Source organism: Pseudomonas protegens, assembly GCF_003363755.1.
Classification (GTDB): domain Bacteria; phylum Pseudomonadota; class Gammaproteobacteria; order Pseudomonadales; family Pseudomonadaceae; genus Aquipseudomonas; species Aquipseudomonas danubii.
The window spans coordinates 4,053,111-4,072,969 of sequence record NZ_CP031396.1; the positions used below are offsets into that span (position 1 = coordinate 4,053,111).

22 protein-coding genes are annotated in these 19,859 nt (G+C 65.9%); 1 reads left to right on the forward strand and 21 read right to left on the reverse strand.

The annotated features are described in order from the left end of the window. Positions 1–5 precede the first annotated feature (5 nt). The 20 genes from DWF74_RS18335 to DWF74_RS18430 are packed head-to-tail and all read right to left on the reverse strand — an operon-like array spanning position 6 to position 18,200. A complete protein-coding gene (locus tag DWF74_RS18335) occupies positions 6–1,232 on the reverse strand; it encodes a beta-ketoacyl-ACP synthase (protein ID WP_102862813.1) in 1,227 nt (408 codons plus the stop codon). Beyond that, positions 1,232–1,960: a 3-oxoacyl-ACP reductase FabG gene (fabG, locus tag DWF74_RS18340; RefSeq protein WP_102862814.1), complete on the reverse strand. Its 729-nt coding sequence runs from the start codon at positions 1,958–1,960 to the stop codon at positions 1,232–1,234. Before fabG ends, DWF74_RS18335 begins: the two co-directional genes overlap by 1 nt. Then, positions 1,957–2,430 carry a hotdog family protein gene (locus DWF74_RS18345; protein WP_102862815.1) on the reverse strand — a complete coding sequence of 158 codons (474 nt, stop codon included), beginning with the start codon at positions 2,428–2,430 and terminating at the stop codon, positions 1,957–1,959. The genes fabG and DWF74_RS18345 overlap by 4 nt, the downstream gene beginning before the upstream one ends. Further along, positions 2,427–3,623 carry a beta-ketoacyl-[acyl-carrier-protein] synthase family protein gene (locus tag DWF74_RS18350; protein ID WP_115581446.1) on the reverse strand — a complete coding sequence of 399 codons (1,197 nt, stop codon included), beginning with the start codon at positions 3,621–3,623 and terminating at the stop codon, positions 2,427–2,429. Before DWF74_RS18350 ends, DWF74_RS18345 begins: the two co-directional genes overlap by 4 nt. Then, complete coding sequence (locus DWF74_RS18355; protein ID WP_115581447.1) at positions 3,620–4,105, reverse strand: DUF3261 domain-containing protein; 486 nt, start codon at positions 4,103–4,105, stop codon at positions 3,620–3,622. The genes DWF74_RS18350 and DWF74_RS18355 overlap by 4 nt, the downstream gene beginning before the upstream one ends. Next, positions 4,102–4,863 carry a class I SAM-dependent methyltransferase gene (locus DWF74_RS18360; RefSeq protein ID WP_115581448.1) on the reverse strand — a complete coding sequence of 254 codons (762 nt, stop codon included), beginning with the start codon at positions 4,861–4,863 and terminating at the stop codon, positions 4,102–4,104. The genes DWF74_RS18355 and DWF74_RS18360 overlap by 4 nt, the downstream gene beginning before the upstream one ends. Beyond that, positions 4,860–6,107 carry an NAD(P)/FAD-dependent oxidoreductase gene (locus DWF74_RS18365; protein ID WP_115581449.1) on the reverse strand — a complete coding sequence of 416 codons (1,248 nt, stop codon included), beginning with the start codon at positions 6,105–6,107 and terminating at the stop codon, positions 4,860–4,862. Before DWF74_RS18365 ends, DWF74_RS18360 begins: the two co-directional genes overlap by 4 nt. Continuing rightward, positions 6,094–7,284, reverse strand: coding sequence for a sodium:proton antiporter (locus DWF74_RS18370; RefSeq protein ID WP_102862820.1), 1,191 nt, complete (start codon positions 7,282–7,284; stop codon positions 6,094–6,096). Before DWF74_RS18370 ends, DWF74_RS18365 begins: the two co-directional genes overlap by 14 nt. Further along, complete coding sequence (locus DWF74_RS18375) at positions 7,278–9,620, reverse strand: MMPL family transporter (protein WP_115581450.1); 2,343 nt, start codon at positions 9,618–9,620, stop codon at positions 7,278–7,280. Before DWF74_RS18375 ends, DWF74_RS18370 begins: the two co-directional genes overlap by 7 nt. Next, entirely contained in the window at positions 9,604–10,284 is a 681-nt protein-coding gene (locus DWF74_RS18380) for an outer membrane lipoprotein carrier protein LolA (protein WP_102862822.1), read from the reverse strand. The genes DWF74_RS18375 and DWF74_RS18380 overlap by 17 nt, the downstream gene beginning before the upstream one ends. Continuing rightward, positions 10,281–10,706, reverse strand: a complete 426-nt coding sequence (locus DWF74_RS18385; RefSeq protein WP_102862823.1) for an acyl-CoA thioesterase — start codon at positions 10,704–10,706, stop codon at positions 10,281–10,283. Before DWF74_RS18385 ends, DWF74_RS18380 begins: the two co-directional genes overlap by 4 nt. Next, the gene (locus DWF74_RS18390) at positions 10,696–12,243 is read right to left on the reverse strand and encodes an HAL/PAL/TAL family ammonia-lyase (RefSeq protein WP_102862824.1); all 1,548 of its coding nucleotides are present in this window, start codon (positions 12,241–12,243) and stop codon (positions 10,696–10,698) included. The genes DWF74_RS18385 and DWF74_RS18390 overlap by 11 nt, the downstream gene beginning before the upstream one ends. Then, the gene (locus DWF74_RS18395) at positions 12,224–13,180 is read right to left on the reverse strand and encodes a glycosyl transferase (RefSeq protein ID WP_102882067.1); all 957 of its coding nucleotides are present in this window, start codon (positions 13,178–13,180) and stop codon (positions 12,224–12,226) included. The genes DWF74_RS18390 and DWF74_RS18395 overlap by 20 nt, the downstream gene beginning before the upstream one ends. Next, positions 13,177–13,935, reverse strand: a complete 759-nt coding sequence (locus DWF74_RS18400; protein WP_102882201.1) for a glycosyltransferase family 2 protein — start codon at positions 13,933–13,935, stop codon at positions 13,177–13,179. The genes DWF74_RS18395 and DWF74_RS18400 overlap by 4 nt, the downstream gene beginning before the upstream one ends. Before the next feature lie 31 nt (positions 13,936–13,966). Beyond that, the gene (locus tag DWF74_RS18405; RefSeq protein WP_115581451.1) at positions 13,967–15,640 is read right to left on the reverse strand and encodes an AMP-binding protein; all 1,674 of its coding nucleotides are present in this window, start codon (positions 15,638–15,640) and stop codon (positions 13,967–13,969) included. Further along, on the reverse strand, positions 15,637–16,182 hold the full coding sequence (locus tag DWF74_RS18410) for a hypothetical protein (protein ID WP_102862827.1): 546 nt from the start codon (positions 16,180–16,182) through the stop codon (positions 15,637–15,639). The genes DWF74_RS18405 and DWF74_RS18410 overlap by 4 nt, the downstream gene beginning before the upstream one ends. Further along, positions 16,179–16,433: an acyl carrier protein gene (locus DWF74_RS18415; protein WP_016962653.1), complete on the reverse strand. Its 255-nt coding sequence runs from the start codon at positions 16,431–16,433 to the stop codon at positions 16,179–16,181. The genes DWF74_RS18410 and DWF74_RS18415 overlap by 4 nt, the downstream gene beginning before the upstream one ends. A 9-nt stretch (positions 16,434–16,442) precedes the next feature. After that, positions 16,443–16,715, reverse strand: coding sequence for a phosphopantetheine-binding protein (locus DWF74_RS18420; protein WP_011058851.1), 273 nt, complete (start codon positions 16,713–16,715; stop codon positions 16,443–16,445). Continuing rightward, positions 16,684–17,505: a lysophospholipid acyltransferase family protein gene (locus DWF74_RS18425; protein WP_102862828.1), complete on the reverse strand. Its 822-nt coding sequence runs from the start codon at positions 17,503–17,505 to the stop codon at positions 16,684–16,686. The genes DWF74_RS18420 and DWF74_RS18425 overlap by 32 nt, the downstream gene beginning before the upstream one ends. Beyond that, positions 17,481–18,200 (reverse strand): beta-ketoacyl synthase chain length factor, encoded by a 720-nt coding sequence (locus DWF74_RS18430; protein WP_115581452.1) that lies wholly within the window; start codon positions 18,198–18,200, stop codon positions 17,481–17,483. The genes DWF74_RS18425 and DWF74_RS18430 overlap by 25 nt, the downstream gene beginning before the upstream one ends. A gap of 345 nt (positions 18,201–18,545) precedes the next feature. Here DWF74_RS18430 and DWF74_RS18435 point away from each other — a divergent pair, with 345 nt between their 5' ends. After that, positions 18,546–19,316, forward strand: a complete 771-nt coding sequence (locus tag DWF74_RS18435; protein ID WP_102862830.1) for a ParA family protein — start codon at positions 18,546–18,548, stop codon at positions 19,314–19,316. A gap of 47 nt (positions 19,317–19,363) precedes the next feature. Here DWF74_RS18435 and trxC read toward each other — a convergent pair whose 3' ends face one another. Continuing rightward, a complete protein-coding gene (trxC, locus tag DWF74_RS18440) occupies positions 19,364–19,798 on the reverse strand; it encodes a thioredoxin TrxC (protein ID WP_102862831.1) in 435 nt (144 codons plus the stop codon). Between the last annotated feature and the right edge of the window lie 61 nt (positions 19,799–19,859).

Below are 19,859 nucleotides of genomic sequence, written 5' to 3' on the forward strand. Positions count from 1 at the left end.
AGGCATCAGGACCAGCGGCGGAAGATCAACGAGGTGTTGACGCCGCCAAAGGCAAAGTTGTTGTTCATCACGTATTCGTGGCTCATGGCCCGGAAACCGCCCTGCAGGTAGTCCAGCTCGCCGCAGCGCGGGTCGACCTGATCCAGATTGCAGGTGTGCACGTACAGGTCGCGGTTGAGCATCTCGATGCTGAACCAGGATTCCAGCGCGCCGCAGGCGCCCAGGGTGTGGCCGAGAAAGCTCTTCTGCGAGCTGATGGGCATGCGATTGCCGAACAGGCTGCTGGTGGCCTGGGTCTCGGCGATATCGCCCTGTTCGGTGGCCGTGCCATGGCCGTTGACGTAGCCGATGGCCGCCGGGAACAGGGCCGCATCCTCCAGCGCCAGCTCCATGGCCCGGCGCATGGTGCTCTGCTCGGGACGGGTGGTGTGCTGGCCGTCGGCGTTGCTGCCGAAGCCGACGATTTCCGCGTGAATGCGCGCGCCGCGGGCCAGGGCATGTTCCAGTTCTTCGAGCACCAGCATGCCGCCGCCCTCACCAATCACCAGACCGTCGCGGTCGGTGTCGTAGGGCCGCGGGCTGGTGTGGGGCGCATCGTTTTTCAGGCTGGTGGCATACAGCGCGTCGAACACCATGGCCTCGGTGGGGCACAACTCTTCGGCACCGCCAGCAAGCATCAGCGGCAGACGCCCGAACTTGATCGCTTCATAGGCGTAGCCGATGCCCTGGCTGCCGCTGGTGCAGGCGCTGGAGGTGGGAATCAGGCGCCCGGTGAGGCCGAAGAAGATGCTGATATTGGCCGCGGTGGTGTGGGGCATCATGCGCACGTAGGAGTTGGCGTTGAGCCCTTCGGCCACCGAATTCAGCAGCATGTTGCCGAAGGCCTTGATCTCGTCGGTGCTGCCGGTGGAAGAACCGCAGGCCACGCCCATGCGCCCGTCCTTGATCGACGGGTCGCCCAGCAGCCCGGCGTCGGCCAGGGCCTGCTCGGCGGCGCCCACGGCCAGGCGCGAAACCCGGCCCATGCTGCGCAGTTGCTTGCGGGTCCAGTGGCCGGGCACCTGGAAGTCGTCGATAGGGCCGGCCAGGCGGGTATTGAGTTCGCTGAACCTGTCCCACTCGTCCATGCGCCGGATGCCGCTGCGGTTGGCGGCGAAGCGCTCGGCGATGCTGGCCCAGTCGCTGCCCAGGGAGGTGATGCCGGCCATGCCGGTGACGACCACGCGTTTCATCAGCACAGGCCCCCGTTCACCGCCAGCACCTGGCGGGTGATGTAGGCGGCCTCGGCGGACATCAGGAAGTTCACCGCGCCGGCGACTTCTTCCGGGGTGCCCATGCGCTGGGCGGGGATCATCTTCATCAGCTCGTCCACCGGCACGTTCTCGTCGAGCATGGCGGTGTCGATCAGGCCCGGGGCCACGCAGTTGACAGTGATCTTGCGCTTGCCCAGCTCGATGGCCAGGGCTTTGGCGGCGCCGATCAACCCGGCCTTGGAAGCGCTGTAGTTGACCTGGCCACGGTTGCCGATCAGCCCCGACACCGAGGTGATGCAGACAATGCGCCCGGCGGCGCGGCGGCGGATCATCGGCATCATCACCGGGTGCAGGACGTTGTAGAAACCGTCGAGATTGGTGCGCAGCACCTGATCCCAGTCCTCTTCGCTGAGGGCCGGAAAGGCGCCGTCGCGAGTCAGCCCGGCATTGAGCACCACGCCGTAATAGGCGCCATGAGTCTCAACGTCGGCTTCCAGCGCGGCCTTGCAGGCCGCTCGGTCCGACACGTCGAATTGCAGGATGCGGGCGCTGCGGCCCAGGGCCTCGACTTCGCCCTTGACGGCTTCGGCTTCGCTGCGGCCGCTGCGGCAATGCAGCACCAGGTCATAGCCAGCCTGGGCCAGACGCAGGGCGATGGCACGGCCGATGCCACGGCTGGAGCCGGTGACCAGTACGGAGTCAGTCATGACGGGGTTCCTGTAGAAGAGGCAGGTGTTTCATGCAGATAGTCGGCGGCCTGGGGCGGACGGAACACATTCAGGCGCGCGCTGGCGGCAATGCCGGGGCCGCTGAGGTGGCACTCGAACACGCCCATGCCGTTGTCGTCTTCGAGGGAGCGCAGGGCGTGGATTTCCAGGGTGCTGCCGACGGGGAAATGTTCAACGTTGCACTCGAATTTACGGGTGCCCAGAAGAAAACCCAGCTCCACCGGCAAGCCCTGCTGGCGGGCGCGGCAACCGGCGTAGGCGGCGACGCTCTGGGCCATCAGTTCGATGCCGACCCAGGCCGGCAGGCTGCCATCGGCTCGGTTGAACAGGCCGCCGGGGCGAACTTGGAGGCGAGTGCGGATCTGTTCTTCATCAAAAGCCAGGACCTGATCGATGAGGATCATGTCCCCGGCATGGGGCAGCAACTCGGCGAGCGGCCAGTCAATCATGGGGCGTCTCCGATAATCAGGCTGACGTTGTTGCCGCCGAAGGCGAAGGAGTTGCTCATCAGGCGGCGCGGGGCATGCGGGTCCAGGCGGTCGGCCGGGGTGACCCAGCGCAGTGCCGGCAGGGCCGGGTCGGCCTGGGCGTCCCAGAGGTGTGGCGGCAGTGCCTGGGCGGGGTTCTCGGCGCTCAGGCTGAGCCAGCAGAACGCGGCCTCCAGGGCACCAGCGGCCCCCAGGGTGTGGCCGCTCATGGGCTTGGTCGATGAGCAGGGCACGCCTTCGGGGAACAGCTGGGCCACCGCCAGGCTCTCCATGGCGTCGTTGTGCTGGGTGGCGGTGCCGTGCAGGTTCAGGTAGCCGATCTGTTGTGGCTGCAAGCCGGCACTGTGCAGGGCCAGTTTCATGGCCTGCAAGGCTCCTCGACCGTCGGGGGCCGGGGCGGAAATATGGTAGGCATCGGAACTGGCACCGCCGCCCAGCAGGGCAATGGGCGAGTCACGGCCCGGTTCCTTGCTCATCAGGAACAGCACCGCCGCTTCACCGATGTTGATGCCGTCGCGGTGGCGGGAAAACGGATTGCAGCGCTGAGCGGACACCGCCTCCAGGGCGGTGAAACCGTTCAGGGTGAGCTGGCACAGGCTGTCGACCCCGCCGCACAGCACCGCGTCGCACAGGCCCAGGTCCAGCAGGCGCCGGGCGCTGATCAGGGCCCGGGCGCTGGAAGTGCAGGCGGTGGAAATCACATAGGCCGGGCCGCACAGTTGCAGCCAGTCGGCGAGGAAGTTTGCCGGCGCGCTGAGCTCCTGCTGGCGGTAGTCGTAATCCGCCGGGAATTGCCGGTCCTGCAGATAACGGGCAATGCCGCGACTGGCTTCGTCGATGCCCGAGGTGCTGGTGCCCAGGACGATACCGATGCGGCCACGGCCATAGCGTTGGATCGCCTGGCGGATGTCGCCCTCGATCTGCAGCGTGGCCTCCAGCAGCAATTGGTTGTTGCGGCTGTTTTGCGCCTGGAAGCCACTGGGCATGGGGGCCAGTGGACCGCGCACCGCCGCCACCGGCAAGGTGCGCTCGGGCACCCAGTGGCTTTCGTCGCGCATGCCTGAACAGTCGCCGGCAAACAGGCTGCGGGCGACTTCCTGGCGATTGCGGCCCAGGGCGCAAATCACCCCGAGGGCATTGAGGTAGGCCGTCATGGGGTGGCCTCGGTACTCAGTGCAGTGATGTGGTAGTGCGGGCCTTGAGGCAGGTTCAACTCGAAATCCAGAAGTTGTTGATAGTCAATCCGCCAGCGTGGGCCGAGGGTACGTTGGGCGCCTTGCTGACGAGCGCCCGGGTAGTTGGCGGCCAGTTCCGCCTCGGGTGTGAGGGCGAACAGCAGCGCTGCGAACAGCTCCCGGGCCTCCGGGTTGGGGGGCAGCAGGCCATCGGCCTGCCACTGGCCATGCACCAGGCGCTGACGGGCCTGGGGAATGCCCAATGGGTCCATCAGCGACCAGCGCAGGTCCGCGCCTTCAGCCTGGATCACCAGCAGCCAGTCCTGGCGTTGGCCATCCGCCTGGCGCTGCACATGCAACTGCAACGGCAACACCAGGGAAGGCATGCGCTCGGGCAGCGGAGCCTGACTGACGCAAGCGCTCAGCAACAGGACACAACCGAGCAGCAGAGCGCGGATCATGCGGGCAGACCTTCCTCGGCGACCGGGGGATTCAGGGGCTTGCGGGCCACCACATTGACCAGGGTTTCCTCGCGCTGGCCCACCGGCGGCGGCTGGCGCAGGCCGAAGCGCTCCAACAGGCCGAAGTCTTTGGCGCGGCTCCACCACAGGTAAGGATAAGACACGTTCTGCGGGCCGAACTCAAAGCCCTGCCGACGAATCATCTGCAGATACTCGGCGGCGCTTTTCTGTACATGCATCGGATGGCGGAACAGCCAGCGGATCACCCAGGTATCGATGTAGGCCTCGGTGGATTCGGCGAACAGCAGGTAGCCTCCCGGCTTGAGCACCCGGTAGAACTCGGCCAGGGCCTTTTCCTGCTCCACCAGGTGATGGAAGGTCTGGTGGCAGAACAACAGGTCGACGCTGGCGTCCGCCAGCTCCAGGGTCGCGCAGTCGCTGCCGATCAATTCCACCTGCAGTTGCTGGCGCCGGGCTTCTTCGGCGCTGAGCTTGAGGCTGTGGGGGTCGGCGTCGAGGCCGATCAGGCGCTGCGGAGCGAACACCTGGCGCAGGTACTGGAACGACTTGCCCTGGCCGCAGCCAGCATCCAGCAGCACCGGATGGGCGGGCGGCTCGCCGTCGAACAGCGAGCGCAGGTCGTTGATCGCCACCCGCAGCACATGGTGCTGCCAGGTGTGGCTGCGCAGGAACCAGAAGCCGAAGCGGGTTTCCTCGACGTAGCTGGCGCTCAGGTACTGGCTGGATGGTTCGCTCATGCCACGTCCCTCGCACAGACTTGCGACAGGGCCTTGAGCCGGCGCTTGGGCTCGCTGACGAAGGGGTTGCGCTCATCCCAGGCGTAGCCGGCGAGGATCGAGCTGATCATGCGGCGGATTTCCGGCGAGCTGCCCGGGTGGTAGATCACGTCCTGGAAAGTGCCGGCGTACCAGCCTTCGACGTAGCAGCGGAAGGTGTCGACGCCACGCTTGAGCGGTTCGGCGAACTCGCTCTGCCAATCGACGCTCTGGCCTTGCAACTGACGGTGCAGCACCGCGGCGGCCATGCTCGATGAACGCATGGCGATGGTCACGCCGGAGGAGAACACCGGGTCGAGGAATTCCGCGGCATTGCCCAGCAGGGCGAAGCCCGGGCCGTGCAGGGTGGTGACGTTGGCCGAGTAGCCGCCGATGGTCCGCGCCGGGGTGTCCCACTCGGCGTTTTCCAGGACCTTGGCCAGGCTCGGGGTTTCGTTGATGAAGCCGCGCAAGCAGGCGTCCAGGTCGCCATCGCGCCCGGCGAAGTGTTCGTCGGCGGCCACCACGCCCACCGAGCAGCGGCCGTTGCTGAAGGGGATGCTCCAGAACCAGATGTCGCGGTGTTCCGGGTGGGTGGTGATAAGGATCTTGTTGCGGTCGAAATGCTCGCAGTCGATGCGATCCTCGACATGGGTGAACACCGCCCGGCGCACCGGGAAGTTCGACGGTGCCTCCAGTTCCAGCAGGCGTGGCAGGACCCGGCCGTAGCCGCTGGCGTCGAGGATGAAGTCGGCTTCGATGCGGTACTGGCTGCCGTCCTCGCGGCGGCAGTCGAGCTGCGGCAACGGCCGTTCCACGTCTACGGCGACAATCTCTTCGCCGTAGCGGATCTCGACCCCTTGCAGGGCGGCCTGGTCGGCCAGCAGCTTGTCGAAATCGGCGCGCTGCACCTGGAAGGTGGTGGGCTTGCCGTTACTGAAGGTGTCACCAAAATCGAAGGCGCTGTAGTGCTCGCCCCAGGCGAAGGCTGCGCCGTTCTTGAGCTGGAAACCGGCGGCTTGCACTGCCTCCAGCATGCCGGCTTCCTCAACGAAATCCAGGCAGTGGGACAGCAGGCTTTCACCGATGGAGAAACGCGGGAAATGTTGCCGCTCGACGATCAGCACGTCGTGGCCCTGGCGCTTGAGCAGCGCGGCCGCGATGGCCCCCGAGGGGCCGGCACCAATCACCACGACCTGGCGACGTTGCATTTCAACTGTTGGCACTGGGGCTCCTTGCCGGTTCGGCGATGTTCAGGTTCAGGGGGGCCGCGTTTACCGCGGCCGCAGGCGTTCGGTGCATCCCGGCCAGGGCCGGCAGCAGGGTGGCGATCAGGCCCATGAGCATCAGCGCGAAGTACAGCGCCGGGCTGATCAACTGTTGTTGCAGCAGCAGGTTGAGAAAGACGATCTCGCTCAAGCCGCGAATGTTCAGCAGCAGGCTTTCCCGCCAGCGGCTGGCGCCCTCGAAAGAGGCGCCGGCCCAGCTCAGGCCCAGCCAGTTGCCCAGCAGCTTGCTGGCAATCGGCAGCAACAGCAGCGCCGCCAGTTGCACCCAGCCGAGGCTGTCCATGGCGCTGTGCACGTTGATCTGCACGATGCCGAACGTGAGGATCAGCGGAATGGCAACCAAGGTCTGCAAGCGGTTCATCCAGGCAGCCTTTAACGGCAGCACCAGCGGCAGCTTGAGGGCGGCCATGCACAACAGGTAGCCGATGCCAAAGATCAGCGCATTGAGCTTGTAGTGCTCGGCCAGCACCAGCAGGCCGAAGAACCCCAGGCTGTGCAGCAGGGGCTGGCGCAGGCCGAGGACCCGCAGCACCAGGGGCAGGCAGGCGCCCGCCAGGGGCAGCAGCAGGCTGCTCACCTGCAGGCTGCCCTGGGCCAGGGCGAACAGGGTCCAGCAGGTCAGGTCGATGAGGATCGCGGTCTGCACCAGGCGCCGGGTAGCGGCGGGCGGGTACTGGATGTGTCGCAGGTACAGGTAAAGCACCGGGATTGCGGTAATGGCGAACAGCAGGCCCACCGCCAGGGAGCTGATCCAGGGTTGTGCCGGCAGCAGCCAGAAGGCCGTGGCCAGGCCACAGGCAAAGGGAATGCAGAAGCTCGGCACGGCGATCTTCAGGCTCTGACGGTCCAGGCGCAGGTCGATCACATCACTGAGGATGTGCCCCAGCAGCAGGGCGAAGCTCAGGCCGTAGAGGAACTTGAGCCATTGCGGCGATACCAGCTGCGCGCCGCCCAGCTGCCAGTGCGGCTCGATCCACAGCAGCATCAGTAACGGCAGGCCGAAGGTCGCCAGCAGCAGTTGGCTGACAATCGGAATCAGGCCCAGGTGGCGCCCGATGTAGGTGGCCAGGGCGAACAGGGCCAGGGCCAGCAGCCAGAACAGCAGGATCAGCATGGCGGGTTCTCTGCGGCCGGCGTCGGATGCGGCGTGTGGCCGGCCCAGGGCGCGAGGATAAAGCTGAAGGCCAGCCCCAGGCTCACCGCCAGACCGAAGTTGCTCACCGCCGGGGTGCTGGACACCGCCAGCAGACCGAACGACAGCCAGGTGGTCAGGGCCGCCAGCAAGGTGCCCAGCAGGCTCACGGCGGCGCCACCGATCTGCTCGCGCATGAGGATCGCGTAGTCGACGCTGATGGCCGTCACCAGCAGCAGGCCGAACAGGCTGAACAGGGTCAGCGGCTGGCCCAGCCAGCCGAGGCTGGCCAGGCTGCACAAGGCTGCCAGCAGCGGCAGGGCCACCAGGCGCAAGGCGCCACCGAAACCGAAGGGCAGGATCAGCAGCAGCACGATCAGCACGCAGGACGCCAGCTTGAGTTCGGCGGCGCTGACCTGGGTTGCGGCGAACACGCGGTTCAGCTCGCCCAGGCGATCCACCAGTTGCACCCCTGGCAGGTCATCGGCCTGGACCCGCAGCAGGGCAGCGTCGTTCAAGCCTTGCAGGCTGACCATGGCCGCTACGCCGCTGGCGTTGCTGCCCAGCCACAGCGGGCGATAAGGCTCGGCCAGGGGGCCGATGAGCGCGGTATCAATGTCGGCCACGGGCAGGTCCTGCAGTTGTTTCAACTCCGCTTGCAGGGCCGGCAGGGGCACCCCCAGCGCCAGCAGCGGCTGCCAGACGCCCGGCAGTTGCTTGAGGGCCTCGCGTACTTGTTGCTGCTCGGTGGGTTGGCTCACCAGTTGGTCCAGGGACAGGTAGCCCTTGAGCTTGCCCAGGCTCACCAGTTGTTGCAGGCGCAGGTCCAGGGCGCGCAGGCGTTCCAGCAATTGCTGCTGATCGGTCGCGCGCACCAGGAAGAACTGGCTGGTGGGTTGATAGCCGGTGATCCGGGCAATGGCCTGGGCCTCTTGCATCAGTTGCGGCGGTGCGCCGACCCATTGGCGAATGTCGTTCTTGCTCTCGAGCTGCCACAAACCAGCGGCGCAGAACAGCGCCAACAGGGCCAGCAACGCCGGGCTCGGCACACGCTTGAGCAGCGCGGCACGCACCCCGAGCAAGGCTTCGGCGACCCGCAGCGGCCATTGCGCCGGACGCAGTTCGACGCCCTTGAGCAGGGCCGGCAGCAGGCACACCGCCGACAGGTAGGCCCCCAGCAGGCCGGCGGCGGAGAACACGGCGATCTGGGTCAGCGCCGGGAATGGGGTCCAGGCCAGGGCCAGGTAGCCGATGCAACTGGTGATCAGGCTCAGGCTCAGCCCGGGCAGGGTCAGGCGCAGGGCCGGCCAGCTGCGCCAGGGTTTCAGGCTCCAGCTCTTGGACAGGTAATGCAGGGGGTAGTCGACGGCCACGCCAATCAGGCTTGAGCCCAGCACCAGGGTCATGACGTGCATGCGCCCGAACAGCGCGACGCAGGCCACGGCGCCGAACAGCATGCCCACCAGCACCGGGACGAAGGCCAGCAAGGCGCGCCAGCGGCGGAAGGCCAGGAGCAGCAGCAAGAGGATGCCCAGGGTGGCGCCTCCGCCAACCCAGGTGATTTCCCGGCTGGCCTGCTGCTGGCCGTTGGCGGCGTACAGCAAGCCGCTGGCGGCCAGCAGTTGTACATCGCTGTGGCCGGCCTGTTCGCGGCTGTGGTCCAGCAGTTCGGCCACCTGCAAGGGCAATTGCATGTCGAAGGCATTGCCGTTGGTGCGGGCCCGCAGGAGTACCCATTGTTTGCCATCGGCGTCGGCCACCAGGGCGCCGCTGCCGATGTCCAATTGCACCGCGCCGTGTTGCGGCTGGCTGTTCTGAATACGTCCGGTCAGGCCCAGCCAGTCATCCTGGCTCGGCACCAGGGAGAAGCCGGCAAAGGGGTCGAAGAGGCTTTGCACGCGCTGCTCGATGAACGCCTGGGGCTGGTTGATCAACTGCTCGCGGTCAGCGGCCGAGAGCATGGCCAGGCGGCCTTGCAGCAGTTGTTTGCGCAAGGCCGGCAGGTCGGCCTGCAGGTTCCACTGGACCTTCTCGAACAGCCCGCTGGCCTGCCATTGCTCGGCCAGTTGCCGGGCCATGGCCACGGCTTTTTCGCGCTCGGCATGCCCCACCAGCACCAGGATTTCCCGGTTCAGCGGTTCCTGCATGCGCTGTTCGGCCTGCAGCTCCAGGGCGTCCGGGGCGGTGCCGGGCACCAGTTCCATCAGGTTGGCGGACAGGGGCGCACCGTGGCGCCATTGCCAGGCGCCCAAGGCCAGCACCAGGGCCAGCAGGATCAGGAAGGATCGCGGCAGCCAGCGTTCACTCGGCAAAGTCATGTTGCTCCGCTTCACTCAAGGGTTGGGCACTGCTGCTGTCCTGCATGATCAGCAAGGTACGGTCGCCCTGGGCTTCCAGCAGTTCGATGCGTTGCACCAGCTCGCCGCCGTCGATGTTGATCTGGTTGAAGATCTGTTTCAGCAGCAGGGAGCGGGGGATCAGTTGCAACTGCCAGTTCTGCGCGCTGCCTTGCAGCTTGAGTTCGAAGTCACGCTGCAGGCCACTGCTGTCGCCTTGCAGCACGGCGAGGAACAGGCGGTTCTGTTCGGCACCGGCACTCTTGCCCGGAAGCATCTGCCAGCCGCCGGCATCGCGCCGGGCAATGCCGGCGGCGGTGATGCGGTAGTCCTGCTGCAACGGGGTCTGCAGCAGCCACAGCAGGCCATGGTTTTTCGCCAGGACGAAGTGGCCCTTGCTGGTCAAAGGCTGGGGCAGGGCGCGCAGGTGTTTTTCCTGGATGAAGCGACCGTGGATCACCTCCGGCCGCGACAGCTGGTCGCTCAGTTGTTGCAGATCGAAGGCCTGGGCCAACCCCGGTATCACCAGCAATACCAGTAGCGCAGGAGCGAGCTTGCTCGCGAACCGCCGCACCAGGGTGCCTGGCATCATGCAATTGGCCGACAGACCCACGATCTTCGCGAGCAAGCTCGCTCCTACCCTCATGGCAGGGCCCTGGCAACGGCGTCGGTGAAGACTTTGGGCGAGGCCAGTTGCATCTCCCGGCTGGCGATCTCCACGGCCACCTGCACCGAGCTGGCGCGGGTCAGGCGCTCGCCACTGGCCAGGTCGGTGATCAGGTAGTTGATCTTCAGGCGGTTCTCCCACTCCACCAGGCTGGCGCGCACGTTCAGGGTCTGGCCGAACACCGCGCCGCGCACGTAGCGCAGTTGCAGGTCGATCACCGGCCAGGCGTAGCCGGATTCGAGCATCTGGTTGTAGTTGTGGCCGAGCTTGTCCAGCAGGGCGCAGCGGGCGACTTCCAGGTACTTGACGTAGTGCCCGTGCCAGACGACATGCATGGTGTCGACGTCGAAGAACGGCACCTGGACCTGGGTGTCGGCGTGGATCACTCCCTTACTGCGCATGCAGCCTCCAGTGTTGTTCGGCGATACGTTGCAGGCACAGGCGCAGCTCGCGCTCCAGGGCGCGGTCCTCGATCACCGGTGGGAAGTCTGCGGCCAGTTGCTGGTGCATGGCATCCAGGGCCGGCGGCAACGGCCGGGCATCGGCTTCCTGGCGGCGCAGCCAGACGCCCTGGTTGGCTGCGAGCAAGGTGGCGGCGGCCACTTGCTCGGTGAGCTCCAGCACGCGGATCGCGTCGCGGGCGGCGATGGTGCCCATGCTCACCTTGTCCTGGTTGTGGCACTCGGTGGAACGGGAGAACACGCTGGCTGGCAGGGTGTTTTTCAGGGCTTCGGCAGTCCAGGCGCTGGCGCCGATCTGCACCGCCTTGAACCCGTGATTGAGCATGGCGCGTTCGGCGCTGGCGCCGGACAGGTTGCTCGGCAGGCCGTGGTTGTAGCGCACGTCCACCAGCAGCGCCAACTGCCGGTCCAGCAGGTCGGCGACGTTGGCCACCAGGTTCTTCAGGCTGTCCATGGCGAAGGCGATATGCCCGCCATAAAAGTGCCCACCGTGCAGCACGCGTTCGGCCTCGGCGTCGATGATCGGGTTGTCGTTAGCGCTGTTGAGTTCCGTTTCGATAAAGCCCCGCAGCCAGTTCAGGCTGTCGGCCAGCACGCCGAGCACATGGGGCGCGCAGCGCAGCGAGTAACGGTCCTGCAGGCGGTGCAGGGGCGCGGTCGGCGCATCGATGGCCAGGTCCTGGCGCAGCCACGCGGCCACTTGCATCTGCCCCGGGTGCGGCTTGGCGGCGAACAGGCGTTCGTCGAAGTGCTCCGGGTTGCCTTGCAGGGCCACCACGTTGAGGGCGGTGATGCGGGTGGCCAGGTGCAGCAGGTAATCGGCCCGGGCAAAGGCCAGGCAGGCCAGCCCGGTCATCACTGCGGTGCCGTTCATCAGCGCCAGGGCTTCCTTGGGCCGCAGCACCAGGGGCTCCCAGCCCAGCTCGCGGTGCACGTCGGCGGACTCACGACGCTCGCCGCGGAACAGCACCTCGCGTTCGCCGGACAGGGTGGCCGCCACGTAGGACAGCGGCGTCAGGTCGCCGCTGGCGCCCACCGAGCCCTCTTCCGGGATCAGCGGCAGGATGTCCTGGTCGAGGAAGGCCTGCAGGCGCTCCAGCAGTTCCACCCGGACCCCGGAAACCCCGTGGCACAGCGACTGCAGACGTGCGGCCAATACAGCGCGGGTGGCCTGGGCGTCCAGCAGCTTGCCCAGGCCGCAGCCGTGGAAGGTGTACAGATGACGCGGCAGGGCCTCGACATGCTGCAGCGGCACCGCCACCACGCAGGAGTCGCCGTAGCCGGTGGTCACGCCGTAGATCACCCCTTCCTTGTCCAGCAGGGAGTCGAGGAACTGCGCACCCTTGGCAATCCGCTGGCGCCAGGCGGCGTCGTCTTGCAGGCGGGTCGGTACCTGGCGGTTGGCCAGGGCCAGCACGTCTTCGATGCGCAGGGGGTGTTCGCCGAAGGTTACCGGCTCATGGGTCGAGGTCGTCATCGGTCTTCCAGAATGGGTAAAAGTTGAACCATTGTTGCGGTGCCTGCAGGCAGTACTGGCCCAGGCGCTCGGCGTAGCGGGCGGTCCACTGGGCGATCACCTGCTGGCGGTCATTGCGCTTCCACTGCACGGCCTCGGCGAAGGGCTCGAGGATCACCTGGTAGCGGCCCTGCTGTTTCAGGCACAGCAGCAGGTTGACCGGGCACTTGAGCAGCCCGGCCAGCAGCCAGGGGCCCTGGGGAAAAGCGGCCTGATGGCCGAGGAAATCCACCCGCACGTTGCGCCCGCCGTGCAGCGGTACGCGGTCGCCGGCAATCGCCAGCCACTCGCCGCGATCCAGGCGCTGGCTCAGTTGCAGCATGATCGCCGGGTCCAGCTCGCTGACCTGGATCAGCCGCAGGTTGCTGGCCCCGGCCTCGCCCAGCAGGCGGTTGAAGCGTTCGGCGTGCTTGGTGTGCACCAGCACGTTCATGGTCACTTGCTCGCCCAGCTCGGCCAGGGCCCGGCAGACTTCCAGGTTGCCCAGGTGCGCGCCCACCAGCAGTTGTCCGCGTTCCCCGCGCAGCTGATGGCGCAGCTGCGCCGGGTCGACGATTTCGATCTGTTCGATGCGCAACTTGCCGTTCCACACATCGAGCTTGTCCAGTAGGGCATCGGCAAAGGCCATGAACTGGCCGAACACCCGCCAGTGGCTGGGGCGCAATTCGTCGCGCCCGCTCCATTGGGCCAGGCGCTGCTGGTACTGCCAGATGCTGCGGCGGGCGCGGCGGCCGAACAGGAAGAAGTAGAAGACTATGGCGTACAGCACCGGGCTCAGCACCCGGCGCCCCAGCACTCGTACACCGAAGGCGGTGAGCTTCATCAGCCAGAAGCTGCCGCGCTCCTGATGGCCGGCCCAGTGTTCGCTGCCGGGCTCCTTGGGTTGCTCCAGGCTCATGAACGCCACCGGCGCCAGAGAATCAGCGGCAGGCGCAGCAACATGCCGAAGAACAGCTTGGCGTGCATCTTGGAAATCAGCGCGTTGTCGTGGAACAGGCGAAAGTGCGACAGGCCGTCCTGGGGGTAGTGCACCCGGGTCGGCAGCCAGTGCATGGGCTGGTTGCGCCAGGACAGGCGCACCAGGATCTCCGGGTCGAAGTCCATGCGCCGCCCCAGTTGCACCGAGTCCAGCAGGGCCAACGTGGCGGGCAGGGGATAGACCCGGAAGCCACACATGGAGTCCGGGATCTGCAGCGACAGGCTGTTGATCCAGACCCAGACGTGAGTCAGGTAGCGGGCGTACAGGCGCCCCTTGGGCACGCTGGCGTCGTACTGCGGATAACCGCAGATCAGCGCCTCGGGATGGGCCTGTGAGCGTTGGATGAAGTGATCCACATCCGCCAGGTCGTGCTGGCCGTCGGCATCGACCTGCAAGGCGTGGCTGAAGCCCAACTGAGCGGCTTCGCGCAGGCCGGCCATGACCGCGCCGCCCTTGCCCTGGTTGATGGCCAGGCGAATCAGGAATACCTGCTCGCGCTCGGCCAGTTGTTCCAGCACCGCCGCACAGGCCGGGCTGCTGGCGTCGTCCACCAATACGCAGGGCAGGCCCCGCGCCAGGAGCGCGTCGACCACGGCGGGCACGGCAGTTTCATGGTTGTAGACCGGAATGACGGCGCAGGGCTTGTGGGTCGGCGCTGGACCCTTGGCTGGCAAGCCAGCGCCTACAACCGCGAAGTGGGAAGCGTTATCCACAGCTGGCCTCCAGGATGATCCGCCCGCTGGAGCAGGGGGCGCCGTCATTCAGGAAGGCGAAATACAGTTTCTGGCGCTGGACGTCGAAGCGCAGGTTGAGCTGGATGCAGTCGCCGGGGCGCACCAGTTGCTGGAACTTCAGCACTTCCATGCCGGCGAAGCGGCCCGGCAGATCGAGCAACTGCTGACCCAGGGCCAGGGCCCAGTCCACTTGCACCACCCCCGGCAGCACCGGTGTGGCGGGGAAGTGCCCGCTGAAGTAGGCCAGGTCTGGTGGAATTGCCAGTTGCAGTTGCCATTCGTCGGCGTGCTGCACTTGCTCCAGCACTTCCGGGGCTTGTGGGCGTGGCGCCAGCAGCAGGGCCTGCACTTCGGCCTGGGGCAGCTTGCCCTGGTTGTTCAGGGGCATCTGCCGCAGCAGGCGCCAGCGCCGGGGCAGGGCCAGGGCTTCGCAATGCCCGGCCAGGTGCTGGCGCAGGGCCTGGGTCAGGTGGCGTCGGCCCTGGTTGCGCAGGGCATGCAGGCCGGACTCACTGAGTACCAGCAGGGCGCCAAGGTAGGCGCGGTTGTCTTCAATCACCCCCAGGCGTGCTTCCGCGACCCAGTCGTGCTGCTCCAGGGCCTGTTCGAGCATGGGCAGGGAGATGCGTTTTTCTTCCAGCTTGACGATGCGGTCCAGGCGGCCCAACAGCTCGAAACGGCCGTCGGCGGCGATGCGCGCGGCATCGGCCGTGTGTTCGACATGCCCGGGCGGCAGGTAGGGCGAGGCGATCAGCAGTGCGCCGTCGCTGTCCTGGCTCAGGTGCACCTCGGCAAAGGGCTGCCACAGCTCTGGCCCTTGGCGCCAGGCGATACCACCGGTTTCCGAACTGCCGAGGATCTCCGTCGGCCATTGCTGCAGGCGCTGTTGCAGCCCGCTGGCGGCCTCGGCAGGCAAGGCGCCGCCGGAGGAGAACACCCGGCGCACCGGGCTCAGGGCCGGCCAATCGAGGTTGTCGCCCATGCGCTTGAGCAGGGCCGGGCTGGCCACCCAGGCGAATGCCGGGCATTCGCGGCTGGCCCGTTGCAGGTCTTCGGGGAACGGCAATTGACGGCGCACGAAGGGACGCCCGGCGCACAGCGGCCAGAGCACGCGGAACAGCAGGCCATAGATGTGCTGGGTGGCGACGCTGCCGATGATCCAGGCCGGGCCCAGGTCGGTGCCCCAGAGCTGTTCCAGGGCGCTGACCTCGTTGGCCAGCTGGCGCAGGTTTTTCTCGATGCGCTTGGGTTCGCCGCTGGAGCCTGAGGTGCACAGGCTCAGTTGGCAGGCGTCCAGGTCCAGCTCCGCCGGTTCCAGCGGCGCAGCCTGCAGTGGCTGCAAGGGCGGGTCCTGGTCGGTCAGCCACAGGTCGACGTCCGTCGCCCAGCGCTGGCGGGTCTGGGCCTGCAGGTCGGCGGGCAGCAACACACTGACCCCGGCGCGCCAGGCACCCAGCAGGGCTACGGCCAGGTCGACGGCATCTTCCAGGTGCAGCGCCAGGCGTCGCACGCCGCGCGCTTGCAAGGCCGCGGCCAGGCCCAGGGCCCGGGTCTGCAAGCCTTCCAGGTGGATATCGGGATGGGCGCTGACCACCCGCGGTGCTTGGGTCCTGAGCAATAGCCGCTCAAGGGCAATCCAGTTCATCTACGGCCTCGTACCCGTTGTCGTAAAAGCCACTCAATGGCAAACAGCAAACCCATCAGCCCGTAGGCGATCAGGCCGTTGTACAACGTCCACCAGCTCAGCGGCGCCCAGAGGGTCAGGGCCGCGGCGATTACTCCGTTACAAAGGAAAAACACACTCCAGGCGATGGTCACCTGGCGGGTATAACGTATGGCTTTTTCCGGCAGGTCCGGCTCGCCAAGGCGCGCCAGGCGCTCCGCCACCGGCGGGCCGTACTTCAGGCTCAGGCCGAACAGGCCGAGCATGAAGCTGCTGATCAGCACCGGGTACCAGCGCAGCAGCGCCGGGTGGTCGAACCACGCCAGCAGCAGGCAGAAGACGAGCGCCGCGGCTGCCATCCACAAGCTGCCGGGACGACGTTCCCCGGTCAGCGCCCGGGCCAGCCACAGGCCGCCCAGCAGCAGGCCGAATTGCCACGGAGCGAAGTGCTCCATACCGAAATACACCGCAAAGGGGTAAAGCAGGCCGGCCAGCAACAAGCCCAGGCCGATCAGCCGGCTCATGCGGCCGGCTGGACCAGGCGGTAGACCGCCTCGACCACGTCATTGACGGTACGCACCGACTTGAATTCCTCGGCGGCGATTTTCTTGCCGGTCTGACGCTTGATGTGGTCGATCAGGTCGACGGCGTCGATGCTGTCGATTTCCAGGTCCTGATACAGGTTGGAATCCAGGCTGATGCTGTCAGGCTCAAGCTCGAAGAGTTCGACCAGGGCATCGCGCAGGGTGTTGAAGATGTCGTCACGGGTTTGCATGGTCGGTTCTCAAGCTGCCTGTTTTGCAGTGACGAACGCCGCAAGGCTCGCCACGTTACTGAAGTGGTTGCGGGTGTCCTTGGCGTCGGCATCGATCTTGATGCCGTACTTTTTCTGGATCGCCAGCCCCAGTTCCAGGGCGTCCACCGAGTCCAGGCCGAGGCCTTCGCCGAACAGGGTCTGATCGTTGCCGATGTCCTGGGCACTGATGTCTTCGAGGCCCAGGGCGTCGATGATCAGCAGTTTGATTTCAAGCATCAGATCCGGGTGTGTATCGCTCATCTCTGGCGAGCTCCTTGATGAAATAGTGGTGCAAGTGCTCATTGAGCTTGCGCGACGCCTGAGGCGCGGGGCCTTGGGCGGCAAAGGTCTGTGGGTCTATATCGGCACCGACGTGAAAACTGAAGTGCACACGGCGTTGCGGAATGCGATACCAGGGCTCGGCCTTGGTCAGGGTGGTGGGGCTGACCTTGATCACCACCGGGGTAATGATTTTCGCACCCCGCAGGGCAATCGCCGCGGCCCCCCGATGAAAGGCGGGAGCGGCGCCCGGCTGGGTACGGGTGCCTTCGGGAAAGACGATCAGGGTCTGGCCTGCTTGCAGCGCCCCGGAGGCGCTGTCGAGCATGTCCATGCTGCCGTCGTTGCTGATGTACTGGGTGGCGCGCACCGGGCTGCGGGTGAAGGGGTTGTCCCACAGGCTTTGCTTCACCACGCAGTTGGCATCGCGCACCAGGCCGATCAGGAACACCACGTCGATCAGCGACGGGTGATTGGCAATGATCATCTGCCCCGGACGGCCGAGCAGGTGGGCGCCCTGGACTTCGTAGGTGAGCACGCCGCTCTTGGCCATGAAACGGATGAACAGCCAGAACAGCCGACTGACGGTCCGGCGTGCGCGCCGGCTATGGCTCGCGGCGTCGCCGGGCAGGCAGGCCAGGAGCGGGAAAATCACCAGGCGCAGGCACAAACCACCTATTCCGAACAGTGCAAAGCTCAGACCGGTGGCCAGCAGGCGCCAGTAGTAGGCATTGCGGCCCTTGGCGCTCAGTGGTTGCGTTGCCAGGTCCATACACGATTCATCCAGGCATGTTGGCAAAAGGTCTGCGAGCCGAGCAGGGTTCGCAGCAGGTTCAGGGCATGGGGCCACTGGGTCTTGGGGATTTGACTGTCGTGGCTGTCCAGGGACAGTTGCCAGTCGTCGCCTGGGGTCAGCAACAGGCCCAGGGCATAGGGAAACGGCACGTCGTCGATCCAGCTGGCGTAGGCCTCGGGCGGCTGTTCCTCGGTGATCACCAGCAGTACATGGGGAGCGCCGTCCGCCAGCAGGGTGGCGGCTTCCAGCAGGCCGTGTTCCAGGCCGTCGCCGGCGGCGGCCAGGGCAGTCATTTCACTGGTTTCGCCGCGCATGATCGACCACAGGCCGATCACCGCGTTGTGCACCGAGAGGCTGAACTGGGTGGGCGACAGCGGCTGCTCGGCGGCCAGGTCGCTGAGGATCTCGAAGGTTCGCGGGGTTTCGCCGTGCCGGGAAATGAACACCAGCGGCAATTGCTCGAGGCCTTCGGCCAGGGGCCAGCCAACGCTGAAAGCCATGCGCGCCAGGCGACTGAGACGGCGGCGCTGCATGGCGGGCAGAAAAGACACATCGGGAGCGGCATCGCTGCTCTCGGGCAGGGTCGGCTGACGGCTCCAGGCCTGCCAGGCGTCCACGCTTTCGAGCCCAGGGGCCCATGCACGCCATTGAGCGATGTTGAACTTGATCACTTGATTTCATCCCGCCCCTGCGGGCTTCCTTGACGCGGTGTATCGCTTCGATTGGCGATTGACCTGGATGACGCGAAGGCGTCAGTGGCGCGCATTATCCCGGTGCGACTGGCTTGTAGCAAATGCTGCTTGGGCTGTTGGTCGCAAAAGCGTCGAATCTGCCGCGATCATGGGTGTCTATTTGCCACTATCGAGTTTCCTTTGCGCCCCGATCCCTCGGCGCCGAGGCTTTGCGTCGCCTGTTCCAGGGGTGGCGGAGGTTGGGAAACTCTTGTGTTGCCGAGGTAGCTAACGGGCGCGCAGGACTACTACACTCGGTGATCTTTGATACACGGAGGTTTAGACATGCGGCGAGTGGTGTTCAATCAGAAAGGTGGCGTGGGCAAGTCCAGTATTGCCTGCAATCTGGCGGCGGTCAGCGCCAGCGAGGGGTATCGCACCTTGCTGGTGGATCTGGATGCCCAGGCCAACTCGACCCAGTACCTCACCGGCCTGACCGGCGATGACATTCCCATGGGCATTGCCGATTTCTTCAAGCAGACCCTGTCTTCCGGGCCCTTCTCGAAAAAGAACCAGGTGGATATCTACGAGACGCCGTTCGACAACCTGCATGTGGTGACCGCCACCGCCGAGTTGGCGGATCTGCAGCCCAAGCTTGAGGCCAAGCACAAGATCAACAAGCTGCGTAAGTTGCTGGACGAATTGGCCGAGGACTATGACCGGATCTATCTCGACACCCCGCCGGCCCTGAATTTCTATGCGGTTTCGGCGTTGATCGCCGCTGATCGGGTATTGATTCCTTTCGACTGCGACAGCTTCTCCCGTCAGGCGCTGTACGGCCTGCTGGCGGAGATCGAAGAGTTGAAGGAAGACCACAACGAGGACCTGCAGGTCGAGGGGATCGTGGTCAATCAGTTCCAGGCGCGGGCCAGCCTGCCGCAACAGATGCTCGACGAACTGATCAGCGAGGGGTTGCCGGTGCTGCCGGTGTACCTGGCCAGCTCGGTGCGCATGCGTGAATCCCACCAGGCCAGCCTGCCGCTGATCTATCTCGATTCGCGACACAAGCTGACCCAGCAATTCGTCGATCTGCACAACCTGCTGGAAAACGCCTGAACTCGGCGCCGCGGTGGCAGGAGTGCAAGTCTCCTGTCAGGGCGTGTTCAGATGCCCTGGCTGCGCAACCAGCCCAAGAGTTGCGGCAAGGGCAGGGCGCCGCTCTGGCGGGCCACTTCCCGGCCGTTCTTGAACAGGATCAGGCTGGGAATCGAGCGAATGCCCAATTGCCCCGAGAGCTGAGGGTTGGCTTCACTGTCCAGCTTGGCCAGCCGGCACTTGCCACTCAGTTGCGCGGCGGCCTGCGCAAAGATCGGCGCAAAGGATTTGCACGGTCCGCACCAGTCAGCCCACACATCCACCAGCAACGGCAGGTCGCCCTTGATCTGGCTGGCGTAGTCGCCCTGTTGCAAGTCAAAGGGTTTGCTCAGCAACACCTCACCCTTGCAGCGCCCGCACTTGGGCTGATCGCCCAGGCGCTCGCCGGGGATACGGTTCAGACCGTTGCAGTGCGGGCAGGGAATCAGCAGTGGCTCGGACATGGTTGGGCTCCGCAAACAGGGTAGAGCGCCTTAAATGGCGGCGCCCAGGGTGAATATCAAG

What these genes read in the sequence shown, in the direction of transcription:
- DWF74_RS18375 (WP_115581450.1), bottom strand. Translation starts at nt 9,620, where the DNA reads ATGACTTTGCCGAGTGAACGCTGGCTGCCGCGATCCTTCCTGATCCTG.
- DWF74_RS18410 (WP_102862827.1), bottom strand. Translation starts at nt 16,182, where the DNA reads ATGAGCCGGCTGATCGGCCTGGGCTTGTTGCTGGCCGGCCTGCTTTAC.
- DWF74_RS18370 (WP_102862820.1), bottom strand. Translation starts at nt 7,284, where the DNA reads ATGCTGATCCTGCTGTTCTGGCTGCTGGCCCTGGCCCTGTTCGCCCTG.
- DWF74_RS18385 (WP_102862823.1), bottom strand. Translation starts at nt 10,706, where the DNA reads ATGCGCAGTAAGGGAGTGATCCACGCCGACACCCAGGTCCAGGTGCCG.
- DWF74_RS18355 (WP_115581447.1), bottom strand. Translation starts at nt 4,105, where the DNA reads ATGATCCGCGCTCTGCTGCTCGGTTGTGTCCTGTTGCTGAGCGCTTGC.
- DWF74_RS18405 (WP_115581451.1), bottom strand. Translation starts at nt 15,640, where the DNA reads ATGAACTGGATTGCCCTTGAGCGGCTATTGCTCAGGACCCAAGCACCG.
- DWF74_RS18380 (WP_102862822.1), bottom strand. Translation starts at nt 10,284, where the DNA reads ATGAGGGTAGGAGCGAGCTTGCTCGCGAAGATCGTGGGTCTGTCGGCC.
- DWF74_RS18350 (WP_115581446.1), bottom strand. Translation starts at nt 3,623, where the DNA reads ATGACGGCCTACCTCAATGCCCTCGGGGTGATTTGCGCCCTGGGCCGC.
- DWF74_RS18415 (WP_016962653.1), bottom strand. Translation starts at nt 16,433, where the DNA reads ATGCAAACCCGTGACGACATCTTCAACACCCTGCGCGATGCCCTGGTC.
- trxC (WP_102862831.1), bottom strand. Translation starts at nt 19,798, where the DNA reads ATGTCCGAGCCACTGCTGATTCCCTGCCCGCACTGCAACGGTCTGAAC.
- DWF74_RS18360 (WP_115581448.1), bottom strand. Translation starts at nt 4,863, where the DNA reads ATGAGCGAACCATCCAGCCAGTACCTGAGCGCCAGCTACGTCGAGGAA.
- DWF74_RS18420 (WP_011058851.1), bottom strand. Translation starts at nt 16,715, where the DNA reads ATGAGCGATACACACCCGGATCTGATGCTTGAAATCAAACTGCTGATC.
- DWF74_RS18390 (WP_102862824.1), bottom strand. Translation starts at nt 12,243, where the DNA reads ATGACGACCTCGACCCATGAGCCGGTAACCTTCGGCGAACACCCCCTG.
- DWF74_RS18425 (WP_102862828.1), bottom strand. Translation starts at nt 17,505, where the DNA reads ATGGACCTGGCAACGCAACCACTGAGCGCCAAGGGCCGCAATGCCTAC.
- DWF74_RS18395 (WP_102882067.1), bottom strand. Translation starts at nt 13,180, where the DNA reads ATGAGCCTGGAGCAACCCAAGGAGCCCGGCAGCGAACACTGGGCCGGC.
- fabG (WP_102862814.1), bottom strand. Translation starts at nt 1,960, where the DNA reads ATGACTGACTCCGTACTGGTCACCGGCTCCAGCCGTGGCATCGGCCGT.
- DWF74_RS18335 (WP_102862813.1), bottom strand. Translation starts at nt 1,232, where the DNA reads ATGAAACGCGTGGTCGTCACCGGCATGGCCGGCATCACCTCCCTGGGC.
- DWF74_RS18435 (WP_102862830.1), top strand. Translation starts at nt 18,546, where the DNA reads ATGCGGCGAGTGGTGTTCAATCAGAAAGGTGGCGTGGGCAAGTCCAGT.
- DWF74_RS18345 (WP_102862815.1), bottom strand. Translation starts at nt 2,430, where the DNA reads ATGATTGACTGGCCGCTCGCCGAGTTGCTGCCCCATGCCGGGGACATG.